Raw genomic sequence first — 22,404 nt, 5'->3', positions numbered from 1 at the left:
ACCACTTCGGTCACCACTCGGCGAAGGTGCCGTCGTCGTGTCGCCAGATCGGATTGCGCCAGGCGTGCCCGTGCCGGTCGGCGGCGCGCACGGCCCGCTCGTCGACGGTGATGCCGAGTCCGGGAGCCTCCGGCCGGCGCAGGTGACCGTCGACGAACCGGAACGGCTCCCGGTCCAGCACGTAGTCGAGCAGTTCCGAGCCGGAGTGGTAGTGGATGCCGATGCTCTGCTCCTGGATCAGGAAGTTCGGCGTCGCGAAGGCGACCTGGAGGCTGGCGGCGAGCGAGATCGGCCCGAGTGGGCAGTGCGGGGCCAACACCGCGCCGTACGTCTCGGCCATTGTGGCGATCCGGCGTACCTCGGAGATGCCCCCGGCGTGTGAGAGGTCGGGCTGCACCACCGCGACGCCCGCGCGCAGCGGGCCGAGGAACTCGTGCCGGGCGAAGAGTCGCTCGCCGGTCGCGATCGGCACCGGCGAGGCGGCGACGAGATCGCCGAGCAGGTGGTGGTGCTCGGGCAGCACCGGTTCCTCCACGAAGAGCGGCCGCAGCGGTGCGAGTTCCGGCAGGATGCGGCGGGCCGCCGCCGGGCTCGCCCGGCCGTGCAGGTCCAGCGCGATGTCCCGGTCGTCGCCGAGCACCTCCCGGGCGGCGGCGACCCGGCGCAGCATGGCGGCCACCTCGGCGGCACTGGGAATGGCGGCGAGTACGCCGGAGGCGTTCATCTTGATCGCTGTCATGCCGGCCTCGATCTGCGCGGCGGCGGCGTCGGCGAGTTCGGCTGGCTCGTCGCCACCGATCCAGGAGTAGATCCGGACCCGCTCCCGGACCGGCCCGCCGAGCAGCGCATGCACCGGGGCCCCGTACGCCTGGCCGGCGATGTCCCAGAGTGCCTGGTCGAGGCCGGCGACGGCACTGGAGAGCACGGGGCCGCCCCGGTAGAAACCGCCCTTGGTGAGGATCTGCCAGTGCTGTTCGATCCGCAGTGGATCCTCGCCGAGCAGATACTCGGAGAGCACCTCGACGGCGGCGCGGACCACCTCGGCCCGCCCCTCCACCACCGGCTCACCCCAGCCGACCAGCCCTTCGTCGGTCTCCACCCGGCAGAAGAGCCACCGGGGCGGGACAAGGAAGGTCTCGATTCGGACGATCTTCACTGGACGCCTCCCTGTGATGGCTCGGCCGGTACGCCACCCGCTAGCGGCCCGGCCGGTGCCCGCGCGCCGGAACCGGTGGCGCTCACCCGCGCTCGTCCGGGTGCCGGCGTAGTTTCTGGACGTCCCGGATGGCCTTCTCCAGCAGGTCGCGCATGGCCTGCTCGGCGCCGGTCGCGTCGGTTCGCCGGATCGCTTCCACCACCGCACGGTGGCTGGGTACGGGATCGTCGTCGGGTGCCCCGCCGTGCACCAGGCGGTCCCGTTCGGCGAGTCCGGTCTCCATCACCACCTCCATGCGCTGCAGCAGCTCGTTGTGGGTGGCGGCCAGCAGTGCACGGTGGAAGGCCAGGTCGGCGCGGACGGCGGTGACCGGGTCGGTGGCGGCGGACATCTCGGCCAGCGCCTCGTCGAGGGCGGCCAGGTCGGCTCCGGTGGCGCGGGTGGCGGCGAGCCGCGCGGCGGCCGGCTCGACGATGGTACGGACCTCGTGCAGCTGGTCGAGGAGGTGCTGGCCGGCGCCCTCGGCGAACCGCCAGCGGATCATGTCACCGTCGAGCAGGTGCCAGTCCGCCCGGGGGCGCACGAACGTGCCCCGCTTCTGCCGGGCGTCCACGATGCCCTTTGCGGTGAGGACCTTTAGCGCCTCGCGCAACGCGGTGAGGCTGACGTCGAGCTCCTGCTGCAGCGCGGCCAGGTTCAGGGTGGCACCCTCGGGGATCTCCCCGGCGAGGATGCGCCGGGCGAGGACGTCGACGGTCTGACCGTGAACGCCGCGGCGTGCGAAGTGTGCCAATGCTTCCCGTGCCTTCTCTTTGGTTCGACCTCGTTGGTTCGACGGTGCTCTGGGTCAGGCGGAGGCTTTCACCGCGCTCCAACCGCCATCCACCACCAGGGTGGTACCGGTGACATAGCCGGCGTCCGGCGAGGCGAGAAAGGCGATGGCCGCCGCCACCTCCTCCGGGGTGCCGAACCGACCGGCCACGGTCTCCGCGACGCTGCGCTGCCGGTCCACCTCGGACACCCTGTCCCAGGCGGCGGTGAGGATCGGGCCGGGCAGGACGGTGTTGACCCGCACCTCGGGGCCGTACTCGACGGCGAGCTGGCGGCCGAGCGCGACCAGACCGCCCTTGGCGGCGGCGTAGGCGGGGTGCCCGGGCAGCCCGACCATCGCGTGCACGGAGGAGACCAGGACGGCCGCGCCACCGCCGGCGCGCAGGTCGGCCAGGCAGGCCTTGAGGCCGAGGAAGGTCCCGGTGAGGCTCACCGCGAGCTGCCGGTCCCAGGACTGTCGGCTGGTCTCGTGGGCCGGGGCGACCTCGCTGAAGTAGGCGTTGCTGACCAGGATGTCCACCGGGCCGTACCGATCACGGAGTGTGGTTACCGCGCCGGCCCAGTCGGTCTCGTCGGAGACGTCGGCGACGATCGGGTGGGCCCGGCCACCGGCCTCGACGATCTCCTCGGCGACCTGGTCCGCCGACCGTACGTCGACCAGTCCGATCGTCGCGCCCTCGTCGGCAAGCCGCCGGGCAGTGGCCGCGCCGATGCCGCCGTAGGCCCCGGTGACCAGGGCAACCTTGCCGTCCAGTCGGCCCGTTCGCTGACTCGCCATCCGTCACCGTCCCGCCGATGAAAACATTAATTACGAAGAAATCTTGGCAGCCGCGATCCCCGGGTGCAACCTTCTGGATCGACCCGTTCAGCTGAGTTGATACACCCGGGACCTACCCGAGGGATACACCCGGGATCCGCCACCGGCTCGATGAGGGGAGGGACGAGCAGGGTGCCCCGCTCGGCGGGACGCCCAGCCCGGCGCTCAAGATCTGGATCAGCTGCCGGTCCAGGTCGGTGCGTGGCGGCACGTACTCCGGCGCCGTCCCCGTCGCGTCCCGGGAGACGTCGCGGTCACCGTGCCGTCTCCATCGCGACCCGGGCGGCCCGGACGCTGATCTGCGGTGTGGTGACCAGCAACCCGAGAGCCCGCTCGAAGTCGTCGGCCAGCCGGGCGACGCCGTGCGCCGTGAACATCCGGGGGTTGTACATCACCCGGACCACGAACGAGGTGTACGGCTCCATCGTCCAGAGGAAGTCCACCGGCATCACCGGCTGCTCCGCGACCACCTCCGGCGGCAGCACCATCCGCTGGTAGCGCACGGTCGCGCGGTCGTCGGCGAACTCCGGGATCGGCTGGCAGAGCTGGATCGGTGTCGGTACCACGACGCTGCTGTCGAAGGCCGAGGCGGCGATGTTCGGCAGCGCCCCCAGCACCCGGATCAGGGGTACGTCGTTGGTCTGCGCGGCGATTCCCGCCCGGTGCACCCGGGCGACCACCGTCGCGAGGGTCTGCTCGGCCGGCATCCCGAGCCGGAGCACGTGGCCGTTGACGAAGAACCCGGCGGTGTCCCACTGCTGCCGGCCCCGACCCGCCCCGAGCACCGGAATGGCGATCTCGCTGCCGCCGGTCCGCGCGGTGAGGCTGAGCGCGTACGCGGTGAGCAGCAGGGTGAAGAAGGAGGTCCGGGCGGTACGGGCGGCCCGGCGTACCTCCTGCACCATCCGGTCTGGCAGCTCGAAGGTGTGCAGGGCGCGTACCCCGCCGGTGCCGTCGACCGGGCGGGGGTGGTCCGCCGGGATGCCTACCACCGGCAGATCGCCGAGGGTCCGTTCCCAGTACGGCAGCGCCGCCCGGATCTGCTTCTCCCGCTCGGCGGAGCGGTCGGCGAGCGCGCACTCGACGTACTGCGGCAGCGGTGTGCGGTCCGGGGGCTCGCCGCGCAGCCGGCGCTCGTACCCGGCCATCACGTCCCGGATGGCGAGCTGCATCGTCCAGCCGTCGGCCGCGGTACGGTGGATCACCAGCACCAGCGCCGAGACGTCGTACCCGAACCGGACCAGGTACGCCGAGAGCAGCGGCACCCGGTCGCTGGGCTGCCCGTCGGCCAGGGCCTTGGCGGTGATCCGGGCCACCTCCGCGTTCCGGTCCTGCGGGTCGATCCCGTTCCGGTCGAGGACCGTGAGCGGTACGCCAGCGGGCGGGCGTACCCGCTGGAACGGAAAGCCCTCCTCGCGCACCACGACGGTACGCAGCGCGCCCTGCCGCCGCACCACGTCGTCGAGCGCCTGGCGCAGCACGTCGACGTCGACCGGTCCGGTGAGCCGGTGTGCGCACCAGTTGACGGAGCTCGGGCCGAACACGCTGCCGCCCCCGCGCATGGCGAACGCGGCCAGCAGCTGCTGCGGGTACGACATCGGGGCCTGGGTGGCGGCACCGTCGCGTTCGCTCGGTGGAGCCACCACCACGTTCCGCGAGGTCATGCCGGACCCGCCGTCAACACCATCGGCTTCCCATCGTCGGGACCCCTCGCTGCGGGATCTGCGCTGCGGAAATCAGGCACTCGGTCCGCGCCTGGTGGCCGACGGAGGCCAGATCGAGTCGGGCCGCGAACGTGGTCGAGGCGGCGACCCGGTGCCCGGCGAGCCAGTGCGGCAGCGCGGCACCGACCACCCCGGACGCGCCGGTGAGCAGGATCGACGTCATCCGGTACCTCCTGGGGTGGGCGACATCGCGGGTGGGCGTCGGAGCGTGCCACCGCGCAGACCGGCGCCGACGCGGACCCGCGGTGTGCGGCCGGAGGGCCCGCCCAGGCGCCGTCGCCCCGATCGCGCCCCGTCCGCCTCACCTAGCAAAGGACGGTGCGGCCGGAGGCACCAGGTCTGACGCCGTTCGGAGCTGTTCGGACCAGTGCCGAATGGGTTTGAACGGGTAGGTCGGGCTTCGGTGGACGCCGCGCCCGCCGGTCCGCGGTCTGACCGGCTTGACGTCGGAGGAGGGAGTCAGCGCAGCGGTGCGGGCCGGATCTCCGGCGGTGCCGGTTCGACCAGGAAGACCTGACCGACGTGCTTCGGATCGCATGGCAACTGGAGCAGCTCGGCCCACTCGGTCCGCACGTCGTCGACCGTGACGCAGAGTCCGCTGTGTACCAGCCGGAGCCGGAAACCCGGCCGGGGCGTCTCGACCGGGTCCAGGTGGAACTGCTCCCCGGCCCCGTCCTGGCCGCAGTAGTCGTCCTCGACCCGGGCGCCCACCTCTCGGCTGCCCTCCCGGATGCCCATGCAACCGGGCCCGAACTCCGGGTGGTTGGTCCGGATCAGATAGCGGGTGCCGTCGGTGGCGGCAATCGGGGCACCCAGGCTCCGTGCCGGGAACGCCTCGGCGCAGCTCGCCTGGAAGATCTGTCCGCTGTCGCGATCGACCCGTTCCGAGAGGCAGAGCCCGGATTGCGCCACCCGGATCCGGGTCGGGCCCTGCCCGCCGGCCATCTGGGTACCCGGATCGGCACTGCCGGCCGGAACGGATCGCTCGGTCACGGTCGGATCGGGCCGGGCGGTAGCCTCCCGGTCGGCCGCTCGGGACAGCCACCATCCGGCGAGGACGGCGACGATCGCGACCACCGCACCGGTCGTGGCGGCCAGCAGCAGCGGGCCGAGCCGGGGTCGCCGGTCGGGCGGCCCGGCCGGCTCCGGCTCGACCGCCGGTGGCGCCGCGGCGGCGTCCACGAGACGCCGACGTGCCGCCAGCCACCGGTCCACGGACTCCGGGCTCTCGCCGCAGGCCCGGGTCAACGCCCGGACCAACTCCTCGCGCGGCAGGGTGTTGCGGCCCAGCATGGTGGCGACGGTGCTCGCCGGCAGGTTGTCACCGGCGGACCGGGCCAACCGCTCGATCCGCCGGAAGCTCAACCCTGACCGGTCGCGCAGCTGTCGGAGCAGTCCGACGAGGTCGGCCGGCGTCTCGGCAGCGTCGGGGTTGACGTCGTCGGTGCCATCGGGCATCGGAAGTTACCTCCGGCGGACGGTCCCATGCGGTCACCGGCCGGACGGGTGACCGGTGCGGAACGGATGCGGACCGGAGCCTCGACACAGCACCGATCGGCGACATGTTAGCGCGCAGCGACCGCCTCGCCTTGCCGTGCCGCGACTCCCCGCGCCGTTGTGGCCCGCACCGGCGAGCGGCCATACTGACAGCCTTCCGGGGTCGGGGGATCGCCGACTCCCGAAGGCGGCCAGCACGGCGAGGTCCAGGGAAAGCCGGGCCCCGGAAAGACGTGGGGCTCCGGAGAGGTCGGCGACGAGCACAGGAGGTGACGGCATCAGCGCCCGCAGGGTTCTCTTCGTCGGCGGCAGCGGGATCATCAGCTCCGCCTCCACCCGGCTCGCCGTCGAGCGAGGGATCGAGCTCACGGTGCTCAACCGGGGGACCACCACCCGACGACCACTGCCGGCCGGGGTCACCGTGCTCCGGGCCGACATCCGCGACCCGGACTCGGTCCGGGCCGCGCTGGGCACCCGGGAGTTCGACGCGGTGGTCGACTGGATCGCCTTCACCGCGGCACAGGTGCGGACCAGCATGGAGCTGTTCCGGGACCGGACCGGCCAGTACGTCTTCATCAGCTCCGCGTCGGCCTACCAGACCCCGCCGGCCCGGCTGCCGATCGTGGAGTCGACTCCGCTGCGCAACCCGTACTGGCGGTATTCGCGGGACAAGATCGCCTGCGAGGACCTGCTCGTCCGGGCGTACCGCGAGGATGGGTTCCCGGCCACGATCGTGCGCCCGTCGCACACCTACGATCGGACGCTGGTGCCGTTCGACGGCGGCTGGACGGTGGTCGACCGGATGCGTCGGGGCAGGGAGATCGTCGTACACGGCGACGGCACGTCACTGTGGACACTCACCCACCATGCGGATTTCGCCCGGGGCTTCGTGCCGTTGCTCGGGCATCCCGCCGCGATCGGGGACGCCTTCCACATCACCTCCGACGAGGTACTCAGCTGGAACCAGATCGCCGATGCGCTGGCGGCGGCGGCCGGGGTACGGGCCCGGATCGTGCACGTGCCGTCGGACGCGATCGCGGCGGCGGATCCGGAGTGGGGTGCCGCGTTGCTCGGCGACAAGACGCACTCGATGGTCTTCGACAACAGCAAGCTGCGCCGGCTGGTGCCGGACTTCGTGGCGACCGTTCCGTTCGCACAGGGCGCCCGGGAAATCGTGGACTGGCACGACGCCGACCCGACCCGACAGCGGGTCGACGCCCGCCTCGACGCGCTGTACGACCGCCTGGTCGCGCGGTACCGGATCCGCGACCTGGTCCCAGCCGGCTCGGAGGACTAACCGCGGAGCCCCGGGGGCTCGGGGAAATGAGGTGCTCGGTGCTCCCGGCGCCTGCCAGGCTGCGCGGCATGGACGTTCGTCTTGAGCCTTGGTCGGAAGCCGCGCTCGATTTCCTGCGCCGGATCAACACACCCCAGATGCGTCGACACGTCGGCGGTCCCGAGCCGGAGGAACAACTGCTTGCCCGGCACCGGCGATACCTTGCCATGCCGGCAACCGGCCGCGGCTGCATGTTCGCCGTACTGCTCGGCGACGAGATGGTCGGCAGCATCGCCTACCACCGGCGTGAGTGGCAGGGCGAGCAGATCTACGAGACCGGCTGGAACGTCCTTCCGTCCTACCAGGGCCGAGGCATCGCCACCGCGGCCGGCACGGCCCTGATCACGACTGTCCGGGAGGCTGCCCGTCAGTCCGACGCGCCCCACAGCCTGCACGCTTTCCCCTCAATCGAGAACGTGGCCTCCAACGCACTCTGCCGCCGCCTTGGCTTCACTCTCCTCGGCCCCTGCAACTTCGAGTACCCGCCGGGCAGCGGCTCCCTGATGCACAGCAACAACTGGCGCATCGACCTCGCCAACCCCGATCCGCCGGCCGTCACGCGCCGGTGACTCCGCCACCGGCCCTAGCCGCGGGGCACGGTGGCCAGCCGGATCCGGACCAGCAGGTCGTGCAGGGCAGGTTCCGCGGTCGGCCGCTCGGGCAGCCGGGACTCCTGCTGCGCCTCGTCCAGCGCGGCGTGCAGCGCCGTGATGTCGGTGTCCAGCCGATCGGCTGCGGGCGCGTCGGTGACCCCGGTGAGCAGATCGTGCTCGGCGGCCGCCTTGGCCGCTCGGCCACGACGTCGCGCAGGCTGGCCGGCTCCAACCGGGTCAGGTCGGCTACCCGGGCGCTCCGCGTTGCGCCGGCGTTACCGAGAGGTTCGGAGCGGGTCAACGGAGTGCCTCCCGGGCGCTGCGGGCGCGTACCGAGTAGAGCCAGGCGTCGACCCGGGCCGTGTCGGGCATCGCCGGCAGCGGGGTGTGCGTCAGGGCGTCGTCCAGGTCGGCGTGCAGGACCAGCCGCCAGCGCTCCACCTCGGACCACGGGATCTCGCCCCGGCGTACCGCCAGCAGCCGTTCGCGGTGCGGCCCGACGTCGAGGTCCAGCCGGCCGTGCCGGAGCAGGTCACCGGCGGCGATCAGCAGCCGGAGCAGGTGCATGACGTGTTTCCATCGGGGCTCGCCCCGCTGCCGCAGGTCCGCCTCCAGCTTCTTGAACTGGCTGAGCACATATCCGGAATAGGTCTGGTAGGTGAGCTGGGACAGGAACGCCGGGCGCAGTTCGAGGAGTTCCGCGCCGACCGGGGTGACGGTGAGCACCGTGCGGGAGTGCAGCACCTCCAGCAGGTTGGGGTTCGCCTTCAGGGCCAGCTCGCAGAAGCGCTCCACCTCCCAGGAGAACCGCTCCGGCCCGGGCCCGTCCAGGTGGCTCGGCGGCTTGGTCAGCGACCAGAAGGCGGCCGACGGCGCGGCGTAGACGCCCCGGACGTCAGTGTCGGACTCCTCGGTGGCCAGGCCGAAGGCGCGGGAGCCGACCACGGCGGCGTAGATGGTGTGCCGGGCGACCAGGCCGGGGCCGTCGACGGCCGCCGTCCCCGCCTCGACCGCCAGGTTCTGCTGGTACGCCCTGCGCAGCGTGAGCCGCCCGCGCGGGCAGTGCAGCCGCCGCCCGTCGCTGAGCTGGACCAGGTAGTCGTCGCGGGCCGGGTCGTAGCCGAGCACCCGGCCAGTGGCGCCGCGCTGCACCCGGGTTCCCGCCAGGTCGGTGGCGCTCTCCCGCAGCACCACCTGGGTCCCGTCGGGTAACCGGGGGGCCGTCGGTCGCCTGGACATGAGGGACATCCTTCCGTACCGCCAGGGTGGCCCGGCCCGGCGGCCCGCAGGTTCCACCCGCACCGCGGTGCACGCCGGCACCGACCGCCCCAGCCGGGCCGGCGGCGGTGGGCCCCGGATCCGGACTGTCGTACCCGGCGGCGACAATCGGGTGATGTTCCTCGCCACGCGGCCCGGCAGGGCCGGACGCTGCCGGCCTCCGACCGGCCCAGTGGGTACGCTCGCTACCGGCGTGGGGCCCGCCCCGGCGCCCAGCCCCGCCGACCAGCGGCGCACGACCGGCAACTCTGGGAGTTCACCCCGTTGACTGCACAGCCTGAGATCCTGTACGGGGCCGACGACCTGACCCACCTCGAGGGTCTGGACGCGGTCCGGAAGCGGCCCGGCATGTACATCGGGTCGACCGACAGCCGTGGCGTGGGTCACCTGTTCAACGAGATCGTGGACAACTCCACCGACGAGGGCGTCGCCGGCCACGCGACGCGGGTGGAGGTCACCCTGCACGCCGACGGCTCGGTGCAGGTCGACGACGACGGCCGGGGAATCCCGACAGACGTGCACGCCAAGTCCGGGCTTTCCGGGGTCGAGCTGGTGCTGACCCGGCTGCACGCGGGCGGCAAGTTCGGCAACTCCGGCTACAAGACCTCCGGCGGCCTGCACGGGGTGGGCGCCTCGGCGGTCAACGCCCTCTCCCGGCGGTTCGACGTGACGGTGCGCCGGGACGGCAAGATCCACCAGATGTCGTTCCAGCACGGCGTGCCGGGAATGTTCGACGGTCCCGGTGCCGGCGCGTCCTTCGCCGCCCACCCCGGGCTGCGCCTGCTGGGCAAGATGAAGCGGGGCGAGCGGACCGGCACCTCGATCCGTTACTGGCACGACGGGCGCTACTTCGAGAGCGGTGCCGCCCTCGACGTCGAGGCGGTCCGCACCAAGCTGCGGCACACCGCGTTCCTGGTGCCGGGCGTGACCTACGTGCTGCGGGACGCCACCGGCGGGGCGATCAGCGCCGAGACGTTCCACTTCCCGAACGGCCTGGCCGACATGGTCGACTACCTGGCTCCGGCCGCCGAGAAGCCGGTCTCCGGCACCCTGCTGATCACCGGTGAGGGCACCTACCGGGAGAACGCCGCCGACGCCAACGGGGTGATGCGCAGCAACGTCGAGCGCCGGGCCGAGGTCGAGGTGGCGTTTCGCTGGGGCACCGGCTACGAGCGGACCGTCGAGTGCTTCACCAACACCATTCGGAACGTGCACGGCGGCACCCACCGCCGGGGCTTCGAGCGGGGCGCCACCCGGGCGCTGGTCGACGCGGTCCGCAACGCACGCGGCCTGCTCAAGGCGAAGGAGGACGCGCCGGTCCTGGACGACATCCTCGAGGGCCTCACCGCCGTCGTGCACGTCCGGATCCCGGAGCCGCAGTTCACCTCGCAGACCAAGGACGAGCTCTCCACCGCCCCGGTGACCAGGGTGGTGCAGACCGTCGTCGAGCAGCACATTCGGGCCTGGCTGGAGGACCGCCGGACCCGGACCGAGGCGCGTACGGTGCTGCAGAAGATCGTCGACGCGGCCCGGGTGCGGCTGACCCAGAAGCAGCAGAAGGACGCCGCCCGGCGCAAGACCGCGCTGGAGGGCGCGGCGATGCCGCCGAAGCTGGTCGACTGTCGCTCCACCGGGGTCGAGCGCAGCGAGCTGTTCATCGTCGAGGGGGACAGTGCGCTCGGCACCGCCCGGATGGCCCGCTCCTCGGAATACCAGGCGCTGCTGCCGATCCGGGGCAAGATCCTCAACGTGCAGAAGGCCAGCCTCCAGCAGGTGCTGGACAACGCCGAGTGCTCGGCGATCATCCAGGTGCTCGGGGCGGGTTCCGGGCGTACCTTCGACCTGGCCTCGCTGCGGTACGGCCGCGTCCTGATCATGGCGGACGCGGACGTGGACGGTTCGCACATCCGTACCCTGCTGATCACGCTCTTCGCCAAGTACATGCGGCCGGTGATCGAAGCGGGCCGGCTCTACGCCGCCGTGCCGCCGCTGCACAAGATCGGCACCAGGGGCAAGAACCCGGAGACCCACTACACCTACACCCAGGCCGAGATGGTCGCCACGGTGGCCCGGCTGGAGAAGGCGAGGAAGCAGGTGGTGACGCCGATTCCCCGGTTCAAGGGGCTCGGCGAGATGGACGCCGACGAGCTGTGGGACACCACGATGAACCCGGCCAGCCGGATCGTCCGGCGGATCACCATGGACGACGCCGAGGCGGCCGAGCAGGTTCTCGAACTGCTGATGGGCGAGAAGGTCGAGCCCCGGAAGAACTGGCTGATCGACTCGGCGAACCGGGTCGACCAGGAGGCGATCGACGCCTGAGCCGCCGGGCGCGGACAGGCACGCGGAATCGACAGCGGCCGGGGCACCGGCCGGGCGAGGGAAGAGAGCGCGGTACGTCATGGCACGCCGTACGGGTAAGGGACCCAAGGTCGACCTGTCCGCCTTCGACCAGGCGGGGGCCCGGGTCCTCGACAACCCACTGGCCACCGAGGTCGAGGACTCCTACCTGGAGTACGCCTTCTCGGTGATCCACTCCCGTGCGCTGCCCGACGCCCGGGACGGGCTCAAGCCGGTGCACCGGCGGATTCTCTACTCGATGAACGAGCAGGGGCACCGGCCCGACCGGGCACACGTGAAGTCGGCCCGGGTCATTGGTGATTGTTTCGTCCGAGGCACCCTGGTATCCACTCCGACGGGCCTTCGTCCGATCGAAAGTATCGATGTTGGTGACGATGTCCTGGACGGGCAGGGACAGCCTGTGCCGGTGACGGCGGTCTACGAGAATCCAGGCTCGGGTTTGGTACGGGTCACCTGGACCAACGGTCATTCGATGCTCGTTACGCCGGGGCAGCGATTTCGGACGGTCGACGAGGATGACCTGTTCGCCAGGTGGACAGATGCCCGGGATCTGACAGGCCGACTGACCGTCGCGTACGGCAGGAGTCGCCACGAGCACCTGGCGGCGGAGGGTGGCGACTTCTACGACTATGTCCGTGGCCTTGTCGTGGCCGAGGGGTTTCCCGTCGACCGGTCCCGGCCCGGCGACGGCAGAGTCCGGATGCACATGTGTGACGTCGAGCCATTGGACGCCGCTCACGGTTGGGCAATCGCGAACGGACTGAACGCCTCGCGTGGTAAGCGCGAGGCAAAAAAAGCCAACCACCGCGATCAACACATCCTGACCTTCAGTCGGCACGAGGGGCTGCTGGACGTCGCGATGCCGCTAAGTAACGAGAAGAGGGTTCCAGCGGACGTGCTTGACAGGCGCCTCGCCTGGATACCGTTCCTCGCGGGCCTGTTCGACGGCGACGGATATGTACGTAAGCGTCATCGCGAGATCGTTCTCGTCAGCACCAGTGAGGTGCTGATACGGCAGGTCTATTCGATGCTTGCCGACTTTGGGCTGCATGGGCATCACTGGTCGTCGGGCGGTCGGGGCCGGCAGAGGTACCTCTTCGGGCTGTCCGTCTCCGGGCGGGACGCCGCAGTGCTCGCTTCGGCGATGCTGCGCTGGGTGCGAATCGGATACAAGCAGGAAGAACTGCGGCGCGTTACGGCCGTTTCATACGCATACGGCGGGAAGCGGGGGAATGACCGCCTGCCGCTCCGCGCTGTCATGGCTGAGTTCTCCGCAGCGCACCTTGGCGGCGGATGGTTCCGGGACGAAAATGGGGTCGCGTTCCGTTCGTCTCTGTCGTCGGGCGGTGGCACCCGGGTGCGATACGGCAGGGATAGTCGAGGCGTTCCGCTCGAAGAGCGTTTCGTTCCGCTCTGGCGGGCGGAACGGGACGGCTGGGTTCGGCGACTCCACCGTATAGGATCGCCGCTTGCGCAACGCCTTGATGCCCTCTCTGGTTCGTCGTTCATGAGGGTCGAGTCGGTCGAGCCAGTTTCTTCCGACACAACGTACGATATTCAGGTCGGCAGCGCTGCGCATGCCTTTGTGGCCGAGGGTTACGTGGTACATAACTGTATGGGTAAGTACCATCCTCACGGCGACACTGCGATTTACGATGCGATGGTTCGCCTGGCCCAGAATTTCTCGTTGAACGCTCCACTCATCGACGGACACGGAAACTTTGGATCCCCAGACGATGGACCGGCAGCGGCGCGTTACACCGAAGCGCGAATGTCCCGGGAGGCGATGCTGCTCGTCGCCGAGCTGGGCGAGGGGACCGTCGACTTCAAGCCCAACTACGACGGTTCGCTGACCGAGCCGACGGTGCTGCCAGCCGCGTTCCCGAACCTGCTGGTCAACGGCACCTCCGGGATCGCGGTCGGGATGGCCACCAACATGATCCCGCACAACCTCGGCGAGGTGGTCGCGGCGGCCCGTTGGCTGATCGACCACCCGGACGCCGACCTGGACAAGCTGATGGAGTTCGTCCCCGGCCCGGACCTACCCACCGGCGGCCTGCTGCTCGGGCTGGACGAGGTGCGCAGGGCCTACGAGACGGGTCGGGGCGTGGTGCGGATGCGGGCCCGGGTCGAGACCGGTCCGCTGGAGGGGAGCCGGGGCCGGCAGGCGATCACCGTGGTGGAGCTGCCCTACGGCGTCGGTGCCGAGAAGGTCATCGAGGCGATCACCGACGAGGTACGCGGCAAGCTGATCACCTCCGGTCCGCGCAAGGGACAGCGACAGGCGGCCCGGCTCCAGGGCATCGCCGACGTCAAGGACCTGACCGACCGGGAGAACGGCACCCGGCTGGTGATCGAGTGCAAGGTCGGGGTCAACCCGCAGGCCCTGCTGGCCGACCTCTACCGGCTCACACCGCTGGAGCAGTCCTTCGGGGTCAACAACCTCGTCCTGGTGGACGGCCAGCCGCAGACCCTTGGGCTCAAGCGGCTGCTGGAGGTCTTCCTGGCCCACCGCTACGAGGTGGTGACCCGGCGTACGACGTTCCGCCGGCAGAAGCGGGCCGACCGGCTGCACCTGGTCGACGGCCTGCTGATGGCGCTGCTCGACATCGACGAGGTGGTCCGGCTGATCCGGGCCAGCGAGAACGCCCAGGCGGCCAAGGACGGCCTGATGAGCCAGTTCGGGCTCTCCGAGATCCAGGCCACCTACATCCTGGACACCCCGCTGCGCCGGCTGACCAAGTTCGACCGGATCGAGCTGGAGGTGGAGCGGGAGCGGCTGCGCGACGAGATCGCCGCGCTGACCGAGATCCTCGACGACGACCGTGTGCTCCGGAAGGTCGTCTCCGACGAGTTGGCCACGGTGGTGGACGAGTTCGCCACGCGACGGCGTACCACGCTGATCGACGGTGACCTCAAGGAGGTGCTGGCGGCGTCGGCGCCGGCCGGGCCGCTGGAGGTTGCCGACGACCCGTGCCAGGTGATCCTCTCCGCCACCGGGTTGGTCGCCCGGACCGCCGCCGAGTCGGAGGAGGCCGCCGAGGGGCGGCGGCGCAACGGCCGGACCAAGCACGACGCGGTACGCGCCGTCGTGCACACCACCGCGCGGGGTCAGGTGCTCCTGGTCACCAGCGCGGGGCGGGCGTTCAAGACCGACGTGCTGCCGCTGCCGGTGCTGCCCGAGCAGGCCGGTACCGTCTCGCTCTCCGGCGGGATGTCCACCGCCGAACTGGTGCCGCTGGAGCCGGGCGAGACGGTCGTCGGGCTGGCGCCGCTCGGTGAGCGCGGTGCCGGTTCGCCCGGCCTGGCGCTCGGCACCCGGCAGGGCGTGGTCAAGGTCTGCGCCCCCGACTGGCCGGTCCGGTCCGACGAGTTCGAGGTGATCGGGCTGCGCGACGGCGACGAGGTGGTCGGGGCGACCTGGCTCACCGACGGCGCGGAGACGCTCGCCTTCGTCACCTCGGACGCCTCGCTGCTGCGTTTCCCGGCCATGCTGGTCCGGCCGCAGGGCGTCAAGGGCGGCGGAATGGCCGGGATCAACCTCGGCTCCGACGCCGAGGTGGTCTTCTTCGGCGCGGTCCGCACCGACGAGGCGGAGCAGGGCGAGCCGATGGTGGTCACCTCCACCGGCAGTGGTGTGAAGGTGACCCCGTTCGCGCTCTATCCGGCGAAGGGCCGGGCCACCGGCGGGGTGCGCGCACAGCGTTTCCTCAAGGGCGAGTCCAGGCTGGTCGTCGCCTGGATCGGGCCGCGACCGGTGGGCATCAGCAAGCGCGGGGAGCCGATGGCGCTGCCCGAGCCGGACCAGCGCCGGGACGGTTCCGGCGCGGCGATGTTCGGTCCGGACAAGGTGGGCCGGCTGATCGAACGCGGCTGACCGCCCTGCCCGGCCGCCCCCGCCGGGTCAGCGCGGCGGTTCCGGGTCGGTGACGTCGGCGAGCCGGCCGTCCAGGGCGGCCACCGCCGCGTCGGCGTCCAGCGCCACGGCGGTACCCCGCTCGCCGGTGCCGAGCGTGATGGTGCGCCCCCGGATCCATTCGTCGGCCACCACCGGCCACGCCGTGCGGGACCCGAACGGGGTGATGGTGCCCCGGACACCGGTGTGCGGAGAGCGCGCCCCGCGGCGGGTTGTACGTGGCTGCTCAGGGTCGTCCGCCGCCGCCAGGCGCGTCACCGTTAGGCTCTCCGCGAGCCTCGGAGGATTGCCAGGTCGGAATACAGGTGAGCGGTGAGCGGACTGCCGGACGACAGCACAGACATGTCACACCCGGCCCGTGTGCTCAGGTACGGCGACGTGTCCACCTCGTTGGCCCTACTCAACGATCACCAGCTCGGTCAGCTCGTCGCCACGGCACAGGAAAACGGGTCCGGCATCGGCGGCACCTGGGCGCTGCTGGACGTCGCGGGTGTTCCGGTCTTCGTGAAGCGGATCGCCCTGACCGACCTGGAACGCCAGCCGCGGAACATCATGTCCACCGCGAACCTGTTCGAGCTGCCCATGTTCTACCAGTACGGAGTCGCGGCGTACGGCAGTAGCGGCGTCGGCGCCTGGCGGGAAGTCGCTGCCAACACGATGACGACGAACTGGGTGCTCGCCAAGCGAACCGAGGCGTTCCCACTGATGTATCACTGGCGTGTGCTGCCCGGCGCGGTGCCGCTGGCCGACGAGCTTGCCGAGATCGATCGTGTCGTCGCGTACTGGGACGGATCGGCGGCGGTGCGACGGCGGCTACATGCGCTCGCCGAGGCATCGGCGAGCGTTGTGCTGTGCCTTGAATACATCCCGGGCAAACTGGACGCCTGGCTGGCTGACCAGCTCGCCTCCGGCCCAGACATCGTCGCCGACGCCTGCGCTAGGGCGCAGCGATGCCTGAGCGCCGACATCGCCTTCATGAACGCCAATGGCCTGCTGCACTTCGACGCTCACCTCGGCAACATCCTTACTGACGGTCGCCGCCTCTACCTGGCGGATCTCGGCCTGGCCATCTCGTCCCGGTTCGACCTGTCGCCGGACGAGCGGAACTTCGTCGCACAGCACACGAGCCACGACGCCGGCTATCTCGTGCGGGACCTGCTCAACTGGATGGTCGCCAATGTCGTCGGGATAGCCGTTCCCGACACCGGTGGACCCGTCGAACACCACGACTACATTCGCCGCTGTGCGGCGGGAGCCCGACCCGTCGGCGTCCCCGAGTCGGTGGCGGAGCTGATCACCCGTTACGCGCCCGTCGCGGCGGTCATGAACGGCTTCTACTGGAAGTTCTTCGGCGAGACGCGGACAGCGCCATACCCGACCCAGGAGATCACCCAGGAGTTGAGCCGGATTCCCGGTGCCGGGGTACGTAGGTCGAGCAACAATCGCGCACGTACGAATCGCGCAGCTTCGAGCGGCACCGGAGGGAACGGCCAACCTGTCGACTGATACCTGTTCAACCCGTCGCCGTGAGGCGGTTCACCAGTTGGTCGAGGTGACCCATCACCTGAATCCGATCGTAGCCGCGCAACCGAACGGTAAGCACAGGCCGGCGAAGCTGCTCCGCGACTGCGGCACGCTCCGCCGGGGTGCCCGACACAAGCGCGTCGTTGCCCCGACGGATCAGTTCGTTCACCTCGTCCCGGTCATACCCACGCAGGCTCACGGCGAAGTCAGGATTCTGGGTCATCCCGGCAGTGTGCCAGGCCGTACCCGGAGACGCCGCTGGCCGGGTCCCCGGTGGTGGGGACCCGGCCAGCGGGTTGGTGTTGGTGTGGTGTGTCAGCTGTTGGTCCAGGCGTCGGCGACGAGGTCGGCGGCCTGGTCCTCCCACTGTGCGTAGGCGTCGGGGTACGCGGAGACCTGTACCTTCTGCGCGGCCACGGTCAGTGGCAGGTTCTGCCAGCCGTCAACCTGCTTCAGTCCGGTGAGGAACGCGGTGGTGGAGTACTCCGGATCGGTGATCTGTTCCACCGAGCCCCAGCCCGAGGACGGGCGCTGCTGGAACAGGCCCTGCGAGTCGTGGTCGTTACGGGCACCGAGGTGACCCAGGTTCTCCAGCTTCGACTCCTGCAGGCTGGTACCGACCGCGATCACCGCGGCGCGTTCGTCCAGGCCGGCCTTCTTGGTGGCCTTCACGATCGCCCTGACGTTGTCGGACTGCTCACCCGACAGCGGGATCCTCGACTGCTTGCCCTGCACACCGTGCGGTACCAGCTTGTCCCGCGACGGCTTACGATCCTTACTCTTGCGGTCCTTGTCCCGCTTGTCGTGCTTGAGGATGTCCTTGCCACCCTTGTCGTCCTTGTCGGCCAGGACCGATTGCGACACCGGGGTGCCGACATGCTCGGGGGCGGCCTGCGCGGCGACGGCCGGGCCGGCGACGGTACCGCCGACGAAGGCCAGACCAGCCACACCCAGGGCGGTCCTACGGATCAGGGAGGTCTGCTCGATGGCCGGGAGCCATCGGCTGAACATGGTGGTGTTCATGATGGTCTTCCTTCCAATCGGGGATGAACACCCCACCGGGGGGATGGGGTGTCATTGGAGGAGAGAGGGGTACGCCCACACACGGCTCCAGGGGGTGCCGGTACTCGGGCGAACACAGTATGTAACGACCGGTGGCCCGGGATCATTCCCGAAGGCTCGGCCACCAGTCCAGGTCACGGGGGGTGGTACTCAGCCGTACGCGTAATGTAACGATCCGCTGGCCGCCAACATTCCGCGCCCGGGAAGTCGATCATTACTCCCGCCCGGGCCCCGGTGGGGTCGAGGTAGGCCCTGCCGATCCCGGGCAATCAGGCACTGACCGTATATGCCGACCGGACCGTGACACCTGGCGGCGGTCAGAGCAGCGGCGCGACGTCCCGGGTGATCGGCACGGCCAGCACGGTCGGGCTCTCGATGCCGAGGGCGGCCCGGAATGCCGTCCGGAACTCGTCCACCGACTCCACCTGGTGAGCGGTGCAGCCGTAGCCGCGGGCGATGCCCGGAATGTCCAGTCCGGGGAGTTCCAGCCCCGGGACTCCCGGTGCGTCCTCCAGGTCGGCGAAGGCCTTCAGCACGCCGTACTCGTGGTTGACCGGCACCACGAAGACGATCGGCAGCCGATGCTGCGCGGCGGTCCAGAGCGCCTGCGGGGAGTACTGGAACGAGCCGTCACCGATCACCGCCACCACCGGCCGGTGCTGTCGGATGTCCCGCTGGGCGAGCGCGATGCCGACCGCCGCCGGCAGCGCGAAGCCCAGGCCGCCGCTGGCCATCTTGAAGTACGAACCCGGCCGGGTGATGGTCAGTTGCCGGTGCAGCACGCTGAGGTTGGAGGGGGATTCGGGGACCACGATGCCGTCTGCCGGCCACTCGGCGGCGAGTGCGCCGAAGAGCGCCGCCGGGTCGAGCGGGGGGCCCGTGGCAGCTCCGTCCGGCGCGGCGGCCCGGGGCGGTGGCATCGGTCGGTCGCTTGCTGGCAGCCGCTCGGCCAGCCCGGCGCAGGCGAGCGCGACGTCCCCGAGCAGGCTGTCGCCGACCGGTGCCCGGGCGGCCTCGGCCGGGTCGTCGGTGATGTGCAGCAGCCGGGTGCCGCCCGGCAGGTAACCCCGTCGACCGGGGACGTATGGGTAGTAACGGAACACCGGGGCACCGATCACCAGTACGGTGTCGTGGCCGACCAGCTTCTCGGCCAGTGGCCCGATGGCCGGCGGCAGCAGCCCCTGAAACTGAGGGTGGTCCTGCGGAAAGCCGACCCGGTCCGCGAATGGTGGCTGCCAGACGGGTGCTCGGCTCCGTTCGGCGAGGGCGATCGCCTCGGCCCAGCCACCGGTCCGGTCCACCGCGGGCCCGATCACCAGCATGGGGTGCCGACTGGCCGCCAGGATCTCGGCGAACCGGTCCAGCTCCGCTGGGTCGGGGGCGACCCGGGTGCTCACCCGGCGCACCTGCGCGGTGCCGGTGGCAGGCTCGTCCCAGTCGTCCAGCGGCAGGGAGAGGTACACCGGGCCGGCCGGCGGAGCTACGGCGGTGGCGAATGCCCGCATGAACGCCTCCGGGATGTCCTGGGCGCGCAGCGGCTCGTGGCTCCATTTGACGTACGGCTCGGGGAGTTGGGTCGGACGCACATTCGTCAGCATCGGCTCGGACAGGTTCATCGTCCGGGTCTGCTGGCCGGCGGTCACGATCATTGGTGTCTTGTTGTGCCAGGCGGTGACCAGGCTCCCCATGCCGTTTCCGGTGCCGGGCGCGGTGTGCAGGTTGACGTGCACCGGCCGGCCGCTGGACTGGGAGTAGCCGTCCGCCATCGCTACCGCGGAGGCCTCCTGAAGGGCCAGAACGTAGGCGAAGTCGGCCGGAAAGTTCTTCAGGAATGGCTCCTCGGTGGAGCCCGGGTTGCCGAACAGGGTGGTCAGGCCGAGGGAACGGAGCAGGTCGTAGGTCGCTTCGTGCACCGTTGTCATCGGAAGGAGCCTCCTGGAGTCCTCGTCCCATCCTCGGACCACCGGGCTAAGCCGGTCATTTCCGTCATACCGCACCCGTACATGATCATGCTGGTTTATCTGGCTGGTCGCTCGGGGCCCGGCGGCCGGCCGCGCGATGTCCCAATCGCGTTCTGGGTCACTGTTTTCGCTGTTCAGCAGGGTTGGCAACGGCAGAAGGCGGCCAGTAATCTCGGCGCGTCTGGTCCGGCCCCTTGGTCACCATCTGGTGACACCGGAGCAGACCCGCCGAGTCGTTAGGTAACGAGCCGGGGACCCACAGTTATCTGGGGTGAATCCGCGAGCCGCTGGCCCGTGGTAGGGCGGCCTTCCCGCCCGAATCCGTCAGCTAACCCGGTAGGCGGTGTCGGAAGGAGTACGTGTTCGTGCCGCACCACCCGGGCCCTGGCCCGTCCCCCCGGTTCCCTCGCTGCGTCGCGGTCCCGCGCCCGGCCGCCGCGACCGTCCCGGACCACTCGGTCCCCGGGCGGCACCCGAACCTGACCCGATAGCGGTCTGTGCCGCCGAAGTCGTCGACGCGCGGGCACCGCGGGGCCGCCGGCCAGCTGGCCGAGAGTTCCCGCTGAGGCCGTCAGCCGGCGGCGACGGATCGTGGTGCCGCTGATTCCACAGGTACGCCGAAAGCGGCGCTACCGCCGGTCGGCGTGCCACCGGTCCGCTCGCACCATCGGTCCGTTCCGCCGAACGTTTCTCGGCGGGCCGTCCCGTGCGACTCCGTGCGATTTCACGGCACATTCCGGCAGCGACAGAAACGCCACGTCATTCCTTGCCCCCCGGTGTGGGTGACGCGCATTTCCCCTGGAGGAAACGTTGAAGCACGCGATTAACGGACGGTTCAGGACCGCCATGTCGGGCCGGCGCAACCGGCTCGCGCTCGCCTCGGCCGCGGTGCTCGCCGCAGCCGCGTCCACCGGAGTCGTCCTGACCTCGACCGGCTCGACGGAGAGCCCGCAGACCTCGACCGTCGCCGTCGCCGATCACGGCAGCCCGGCGGCGGGACAGGCCGGAGCCGCCACCGCCGCCCCGGGCGGCACCAGCCCGGACAGCACCGCCCCGGCAACCACCAAGCCGGCGACCCCGTCGCAGCCGGCGACCACCGAGCCCGCCCCGGCGGCCAGCAAGGCGACCAGGGCCGCCCCGGTCAGCAGCCCGAGCAAGCCACCGGCGCCACCCGAGTCGAAGCTGCTGGACTACCGGTTCCAGGCCCAGATCAACGGCTGGTACTGCGGCCCGGCCGCCACCCGGATCGCGCTGACCGTCCGGGACAAGCAGCCGAGCCAGGACGCGGTCGCCGCCGACCTCGGCACCACGATGAGCGGCACGAACTCGGCCCATGACACCACCCGGGTGCTGAACAAGATCATTGGGACCGATGTCTACCGCACCACCGCGATCCCCGGTGGCGCCGCCACCCCGGCCCAGATGGACCAACTCCAGGCGGACGTGGTGCGCGCCGTCACCAGCGGGCACGCCGTGGTCGTCAACATCGCCGGCTCGGCCACCGACCTCGCGGGCGGCTGGCACAGCTACCCCGGCGGGCACTACGTGACCGTGGTCGGCTACCGCGACGACGGTCGTACCGTGAAGATCGCCGACCCGGCCATCCCGGGCGCGGACAGCCACTACTGGATGACCACCATCGACCTGGCGAACTGGGTGGCCACCCGGGGCTACTCGTCCTGACCCCCCGCCCGCCGGTAGCGACAACCCAGACGCCGGCCCGCCCCACCCACCCGGACGACCCGTGCCGACCGGGATGTGGGGCGGGCCGGCGTCCTCTTCGGGGCGCGACCAGGCCCGCGATCAGGGGTTGATCACTGGCCCTCCCACACCGCCTGGGCGCCCGTGTCGCCGGTGCGGAACACGTAGTAGAGGGCGATCCCCGCCGCCGCCAGGGACAGCACAGCGAGCACCAGCGTCAGCAGCATCGGCGCCCCCTTGGCAGTCGTGCCGGCTGCGCCGTCCCCGTCCGCCCCACCGGTCGGCGCCGCGGCGGCGCCGCGGGGCTTGACGAGGACGACCAGCGCCAGGGCCAGCACCCCGAGCGCGATCGTCGCGAACAGGGTGTTGGTACCGAGGTCCTGGTGCTCCGCCAGCCGCGGGACGTACTCCGGGCTGACCCGGTTGCGGGACTCCAGCCGGGCGAGGAACCGGTCACCGGAGAGCTTGGCCATCAGCGCGGCCAGCGGGGTGGCGACGGCGAGCAGTCCCAGCACCCAACGCAGGTGCGGACGGACGAACGGGACGAACGCGTACCCGACCGTGGTCAGGGCGAGCAGTGGCACGAACACCACCGCGAGATGGACCAGGAAGGGGTGGGCGGGAATGCCCATGAACTCCTCAAGCAC

17 protein-coding genes, 3 pseudogenes and 1 riboswitch are annotated in these 22,404 nt (G+C 70.8%); of the genes and pseudogenes, 8 read left to right on the top strand and 12 right to left on the bottom strand.

From position 1 onward, the window contains the following. Nucleotides 1–10: 10 nt before the first annotated feature. The 6 genes from dgoD to EV371_RS22445 form a co-directional block, all read right to left on the bottom strand. Complete coding sequence (gene dgoD, locus EV371_RS22470) at nucleotides 11–1,156, bottom strand: galactonate dehydratase (RefSeq protein ID WP_130463800.1); 1,146 nt, start codon at nucleotides 1,154–1,156, stop codon at nucleotides 11–13. Between the two features lie 82 nt (nucleotides 1,157–1,238). Continuing rightward, nucleotides 1,239–1,949 carry an FCD domain-containing protein gene (locus EV371_RS22465; RefSeq protein WP_130463799.1) on the bottom strand — a complete coding sequence of 237 codons (711 nt, stop codon included), beginning with the start codon at nucleotides 1,947–1,949 and terminating at the stop codon, nucleotides 1,239–1,241. A gap of 54 nt (nucleotides 1,950–2,003) precedes the next feature. Next, nucleotides 2,004–2,765 carry an SDR family oxidoreductase gene (locus tag EV371_RS22460; protein ID WP_130463798.1) on the bottom strand — a complete coding sequence of 254 codons (762 nt, stop codon included), beginning with the start codon at nucleotides 2,763–2,765 and terminating at the stop codon, nucleotides 2,004–2,006. A 293-nt stretch (nucleotides 2,766–3,058) separates the two neighbouring features. After that, nucleotides 3,059–4,468 carry a condensation domain-containing protein gene (locus EV371_RS22455; RefSeq protein WP_130463797.1) on the bottom strand — a complete coding sequence of 470 codons (1,410 nt, stop codon included), beginning with the start codon at nucleotides 4,466–4,468 and terminating at the stop codon, nucleotides 3,059–3,061. 13 nt (nucleotides 4,469–4,481) lie between these two features. Next, a complete protein-coding gene (locus tag EV371_RS22450) occupies nucleotides 4,482–4,691 on the bottom strand; it encodes a hypothetical protein (RefSeq protein WP_130463796.1) in 210 nt (69 codons plus the stop codon). A gap of 296 nt (nucleotides 4,692–4,987) precedes the next feature. After that, a complete protein-coding gene (locus tag EV371_RS22445) occupies nucleotides 4,988–5,986 on the bottom strand; it encodes a helix-turn-helix domain-containing protein (RefSeq protein WP_130463795.1) in 999 nt (332 codons plus the stop codon). Between the two features lie 316 nt (nucleotides 5,987–6,302). On the opposite strand from EV371_RS22445, the gene EV371_RS22440 reads away from it, so the two are divergent. Further along, nucleotides 6,303–7,322 (top strand): NAD-dependent epimerase/dehydratase family protein, encoded by a 1,020-nt coding sequence (locus tag EV371_RS22440; RefSeq protein ID WP_130466133.1) that lies wholly within the window; start codon nucleotides 6,303–6,305, stop codon nucleotides 7,320–7,322. A 68-nt stretch (nucleotides 7,323–7,390) separates the two neighbouring features. Further along, complete coding sequence (locus tag EV371_RS22435; RefSeq protein ID WP_130463794.1) at nucleotides 7,391–7,930, top strand: GNAT family N-acetyltransferase; 540 nt, start codon at nucleotides 7,391–7,393, stop codon at nucleotides 7,928–7,930. Nucleotides 7,931–8,251: 321 nt separating this feature from the next. Here EV371_RS22435 and EV371_RS22430 read toward each other — a convergent pair whose 3' ends face one another. Continuing rightward, entirely contained in the window at nucleotides 8,252–9,193 is a 942-nt protein-coding gene (locus EV371_RS22430) for a DNA polymerase beta superfamily protein (RefSeq protein WP_130463793.1), read from the bottom strand. A gap of 303 nt (nucleotides 9,194–9,496) precedes the next feature. Here EV371_RS22430 and EV371_RS22425 point away from each other — a divergent pair, with 303 nt between their 5' ends. From EV371_RS22425 to EV371_RS34565, 4 genes and pseudogenes are all read left to right on the top strand, one after another. Then, nucleotides 9,497–11,554 carry a toprim domain-containing protein gene (locus tag EV371_RS22425; protein ID WP_130463792.1) on the top strand — a complete coding sequence of 686 codons (2,058 nt, stop codon included), beginning with the start codon at nucleotides 9,497–9,499 and terminating at the stop codon, nucleotides 11,552–11,554. 79 nt (nucleotides 11,555–11,633) lie between these two features. After that, a pseudogene (locus EV371_RS34575) lies at nucleotides 11,634–11,894 on the top strand (DNA gyrase subunit A); the annotation flags it as partial. A gap of 171 nt (nucleotides 11,895–12,065) precedes the next feature. Continuing rightward, nucleotides 12,066–12,677, top strand: a pseudogene (locus tag EV371_RS34570) (LAGLIDADG family homing endonuclease); the annotation flags it as partial. A gap of 432 nt (nucleotides 12,678–13,109) precedes the next feature. After that, a pseudogene (locus EV371_RS34565) lies at nucleotides 13,110–15,470 on the top strand (DNA topoisomerase (ATP-hydrolyzing)); the annotation flags it as partial. Between the two features lie 27 nt (nucleotides 15,471–15,497). Here EV371_RS34565 and EV371_RS22415 read toward each other — a convergent pair. Further along, a complete protein-coding gene (locus EV371_RS22415; protein WP_486484754.1) occupies nucleotides 15,498–15,644 on the bottom strand; it encodes a hypothetical protein in 147 nt (48 codons plus the stop codon). A 369-nt stretch (nucleotides 15,645–16,013) separates the two neighbouring features. Between EV371_RS22415 and EV371_RS22410 the strand changes: the two genes are divergently transcribed. Further along, nucleotides 16,014–17,015, top strand: a complete 1,002-nt coding sequence (locus EV371_RS22410) for a serine/threonine protein phosphatase (RefSeq protein ID WP_207230574.1) — start codon at nucleotides 16,014–16,016, stop codon at nucleotides 17,013–17,015. Between the two features lie 7 nt (nucleotides 17,016–17,022). Here the strand turns inward: EV371_RS22410 and EV371_RS22405 are convergent, their stop codons facing one another. The 3 genes from EV371_RS22405 to mdlC form a co-directional block, all read right to left on the bottom strand. Next, nucleotides 17,023–17,256: a hypothetical protein gene (locus EV371_RS22405; protein WP_130463790.1), complete on the bottom strand. Its 234-nt coding sequence runs from the start codon at nucleotides 17,254–17,256 to the stop codon at nucleotides 17,023–17,025. A gap of 92 nt (nucleotides 17,257–17,348) precedes the next feature. Continuing rightward, on the bottom strand, nucleotides 17,349–18,056 hold the full coding sequence (locus tag EV371_RS22400) for a hypothetical protein (RefSeq protein WP_486484753.1): 708 nt from the start codon (nucleotides 18,054–18,056) through the stop codon (nucleotides 17,349–17,351). Nucleotides 18,057–18,412: 356 nt separating this feature from the next. Continuing rightward, nucleotides 18,413–20,017, bottom strand: a complete 1,605-nt coding sequence (gene mdlC / locus EV371_RS22395; protein ID WP_130463789.1) for a benzoylformate decarboxylase — start codon at nucleotides 20,015–20,017, stop codon at nucleotides 18,413–18,415. A gap of 255 nt (nucleotides 20,018–20,272) precedes the next feature. Beyond that, nucleotides 20,273–20,414, top strand: a riboswitch (cyclic di-AMP (ydaO/yuaA leader). A gap of 452 nt (nucleotides 20,415–20,866) precedes the next feature. On the opposite strand from mdlC, the gene EV371_RS22390 reads away from it, so the two are divergent. Next, nucleotides 20,867–21,739: a C39 family peptidase gene (locus EV371_RS22390; RefSeq protein WP_349339077.1), complete on the top strand. Its 873-nt coding sequence runs from the start codon at nucleotides 20,867–20,869 to the stop codon at nucleotides 21,737–21,739. Between the two features lie 131 nt (nucleotides 21,740–21,870). On the opposite strand, the gene EV371_RS22385 is transcribed toward EV371_RS22390, so the two are convergent. Continuing rightward, on the bottom strand, nucleotides 21,871–22,404 hold the full coding sequence (locus EV371_RS22385) for a DUF2231 domain-containing protein (protein WP_130463787.1): 534 nt from the start codon (nucleotides 22,402–22,404) through the stop codon (nucleotides 21,871–21,873).

The sequence above is a fragment of the Plantactinospora sp. CNZ321 genome, from assembly GCF_004217235.1.
This window is presented reverse-complemented; position numbering and strand designations above follow the sequence as displayed.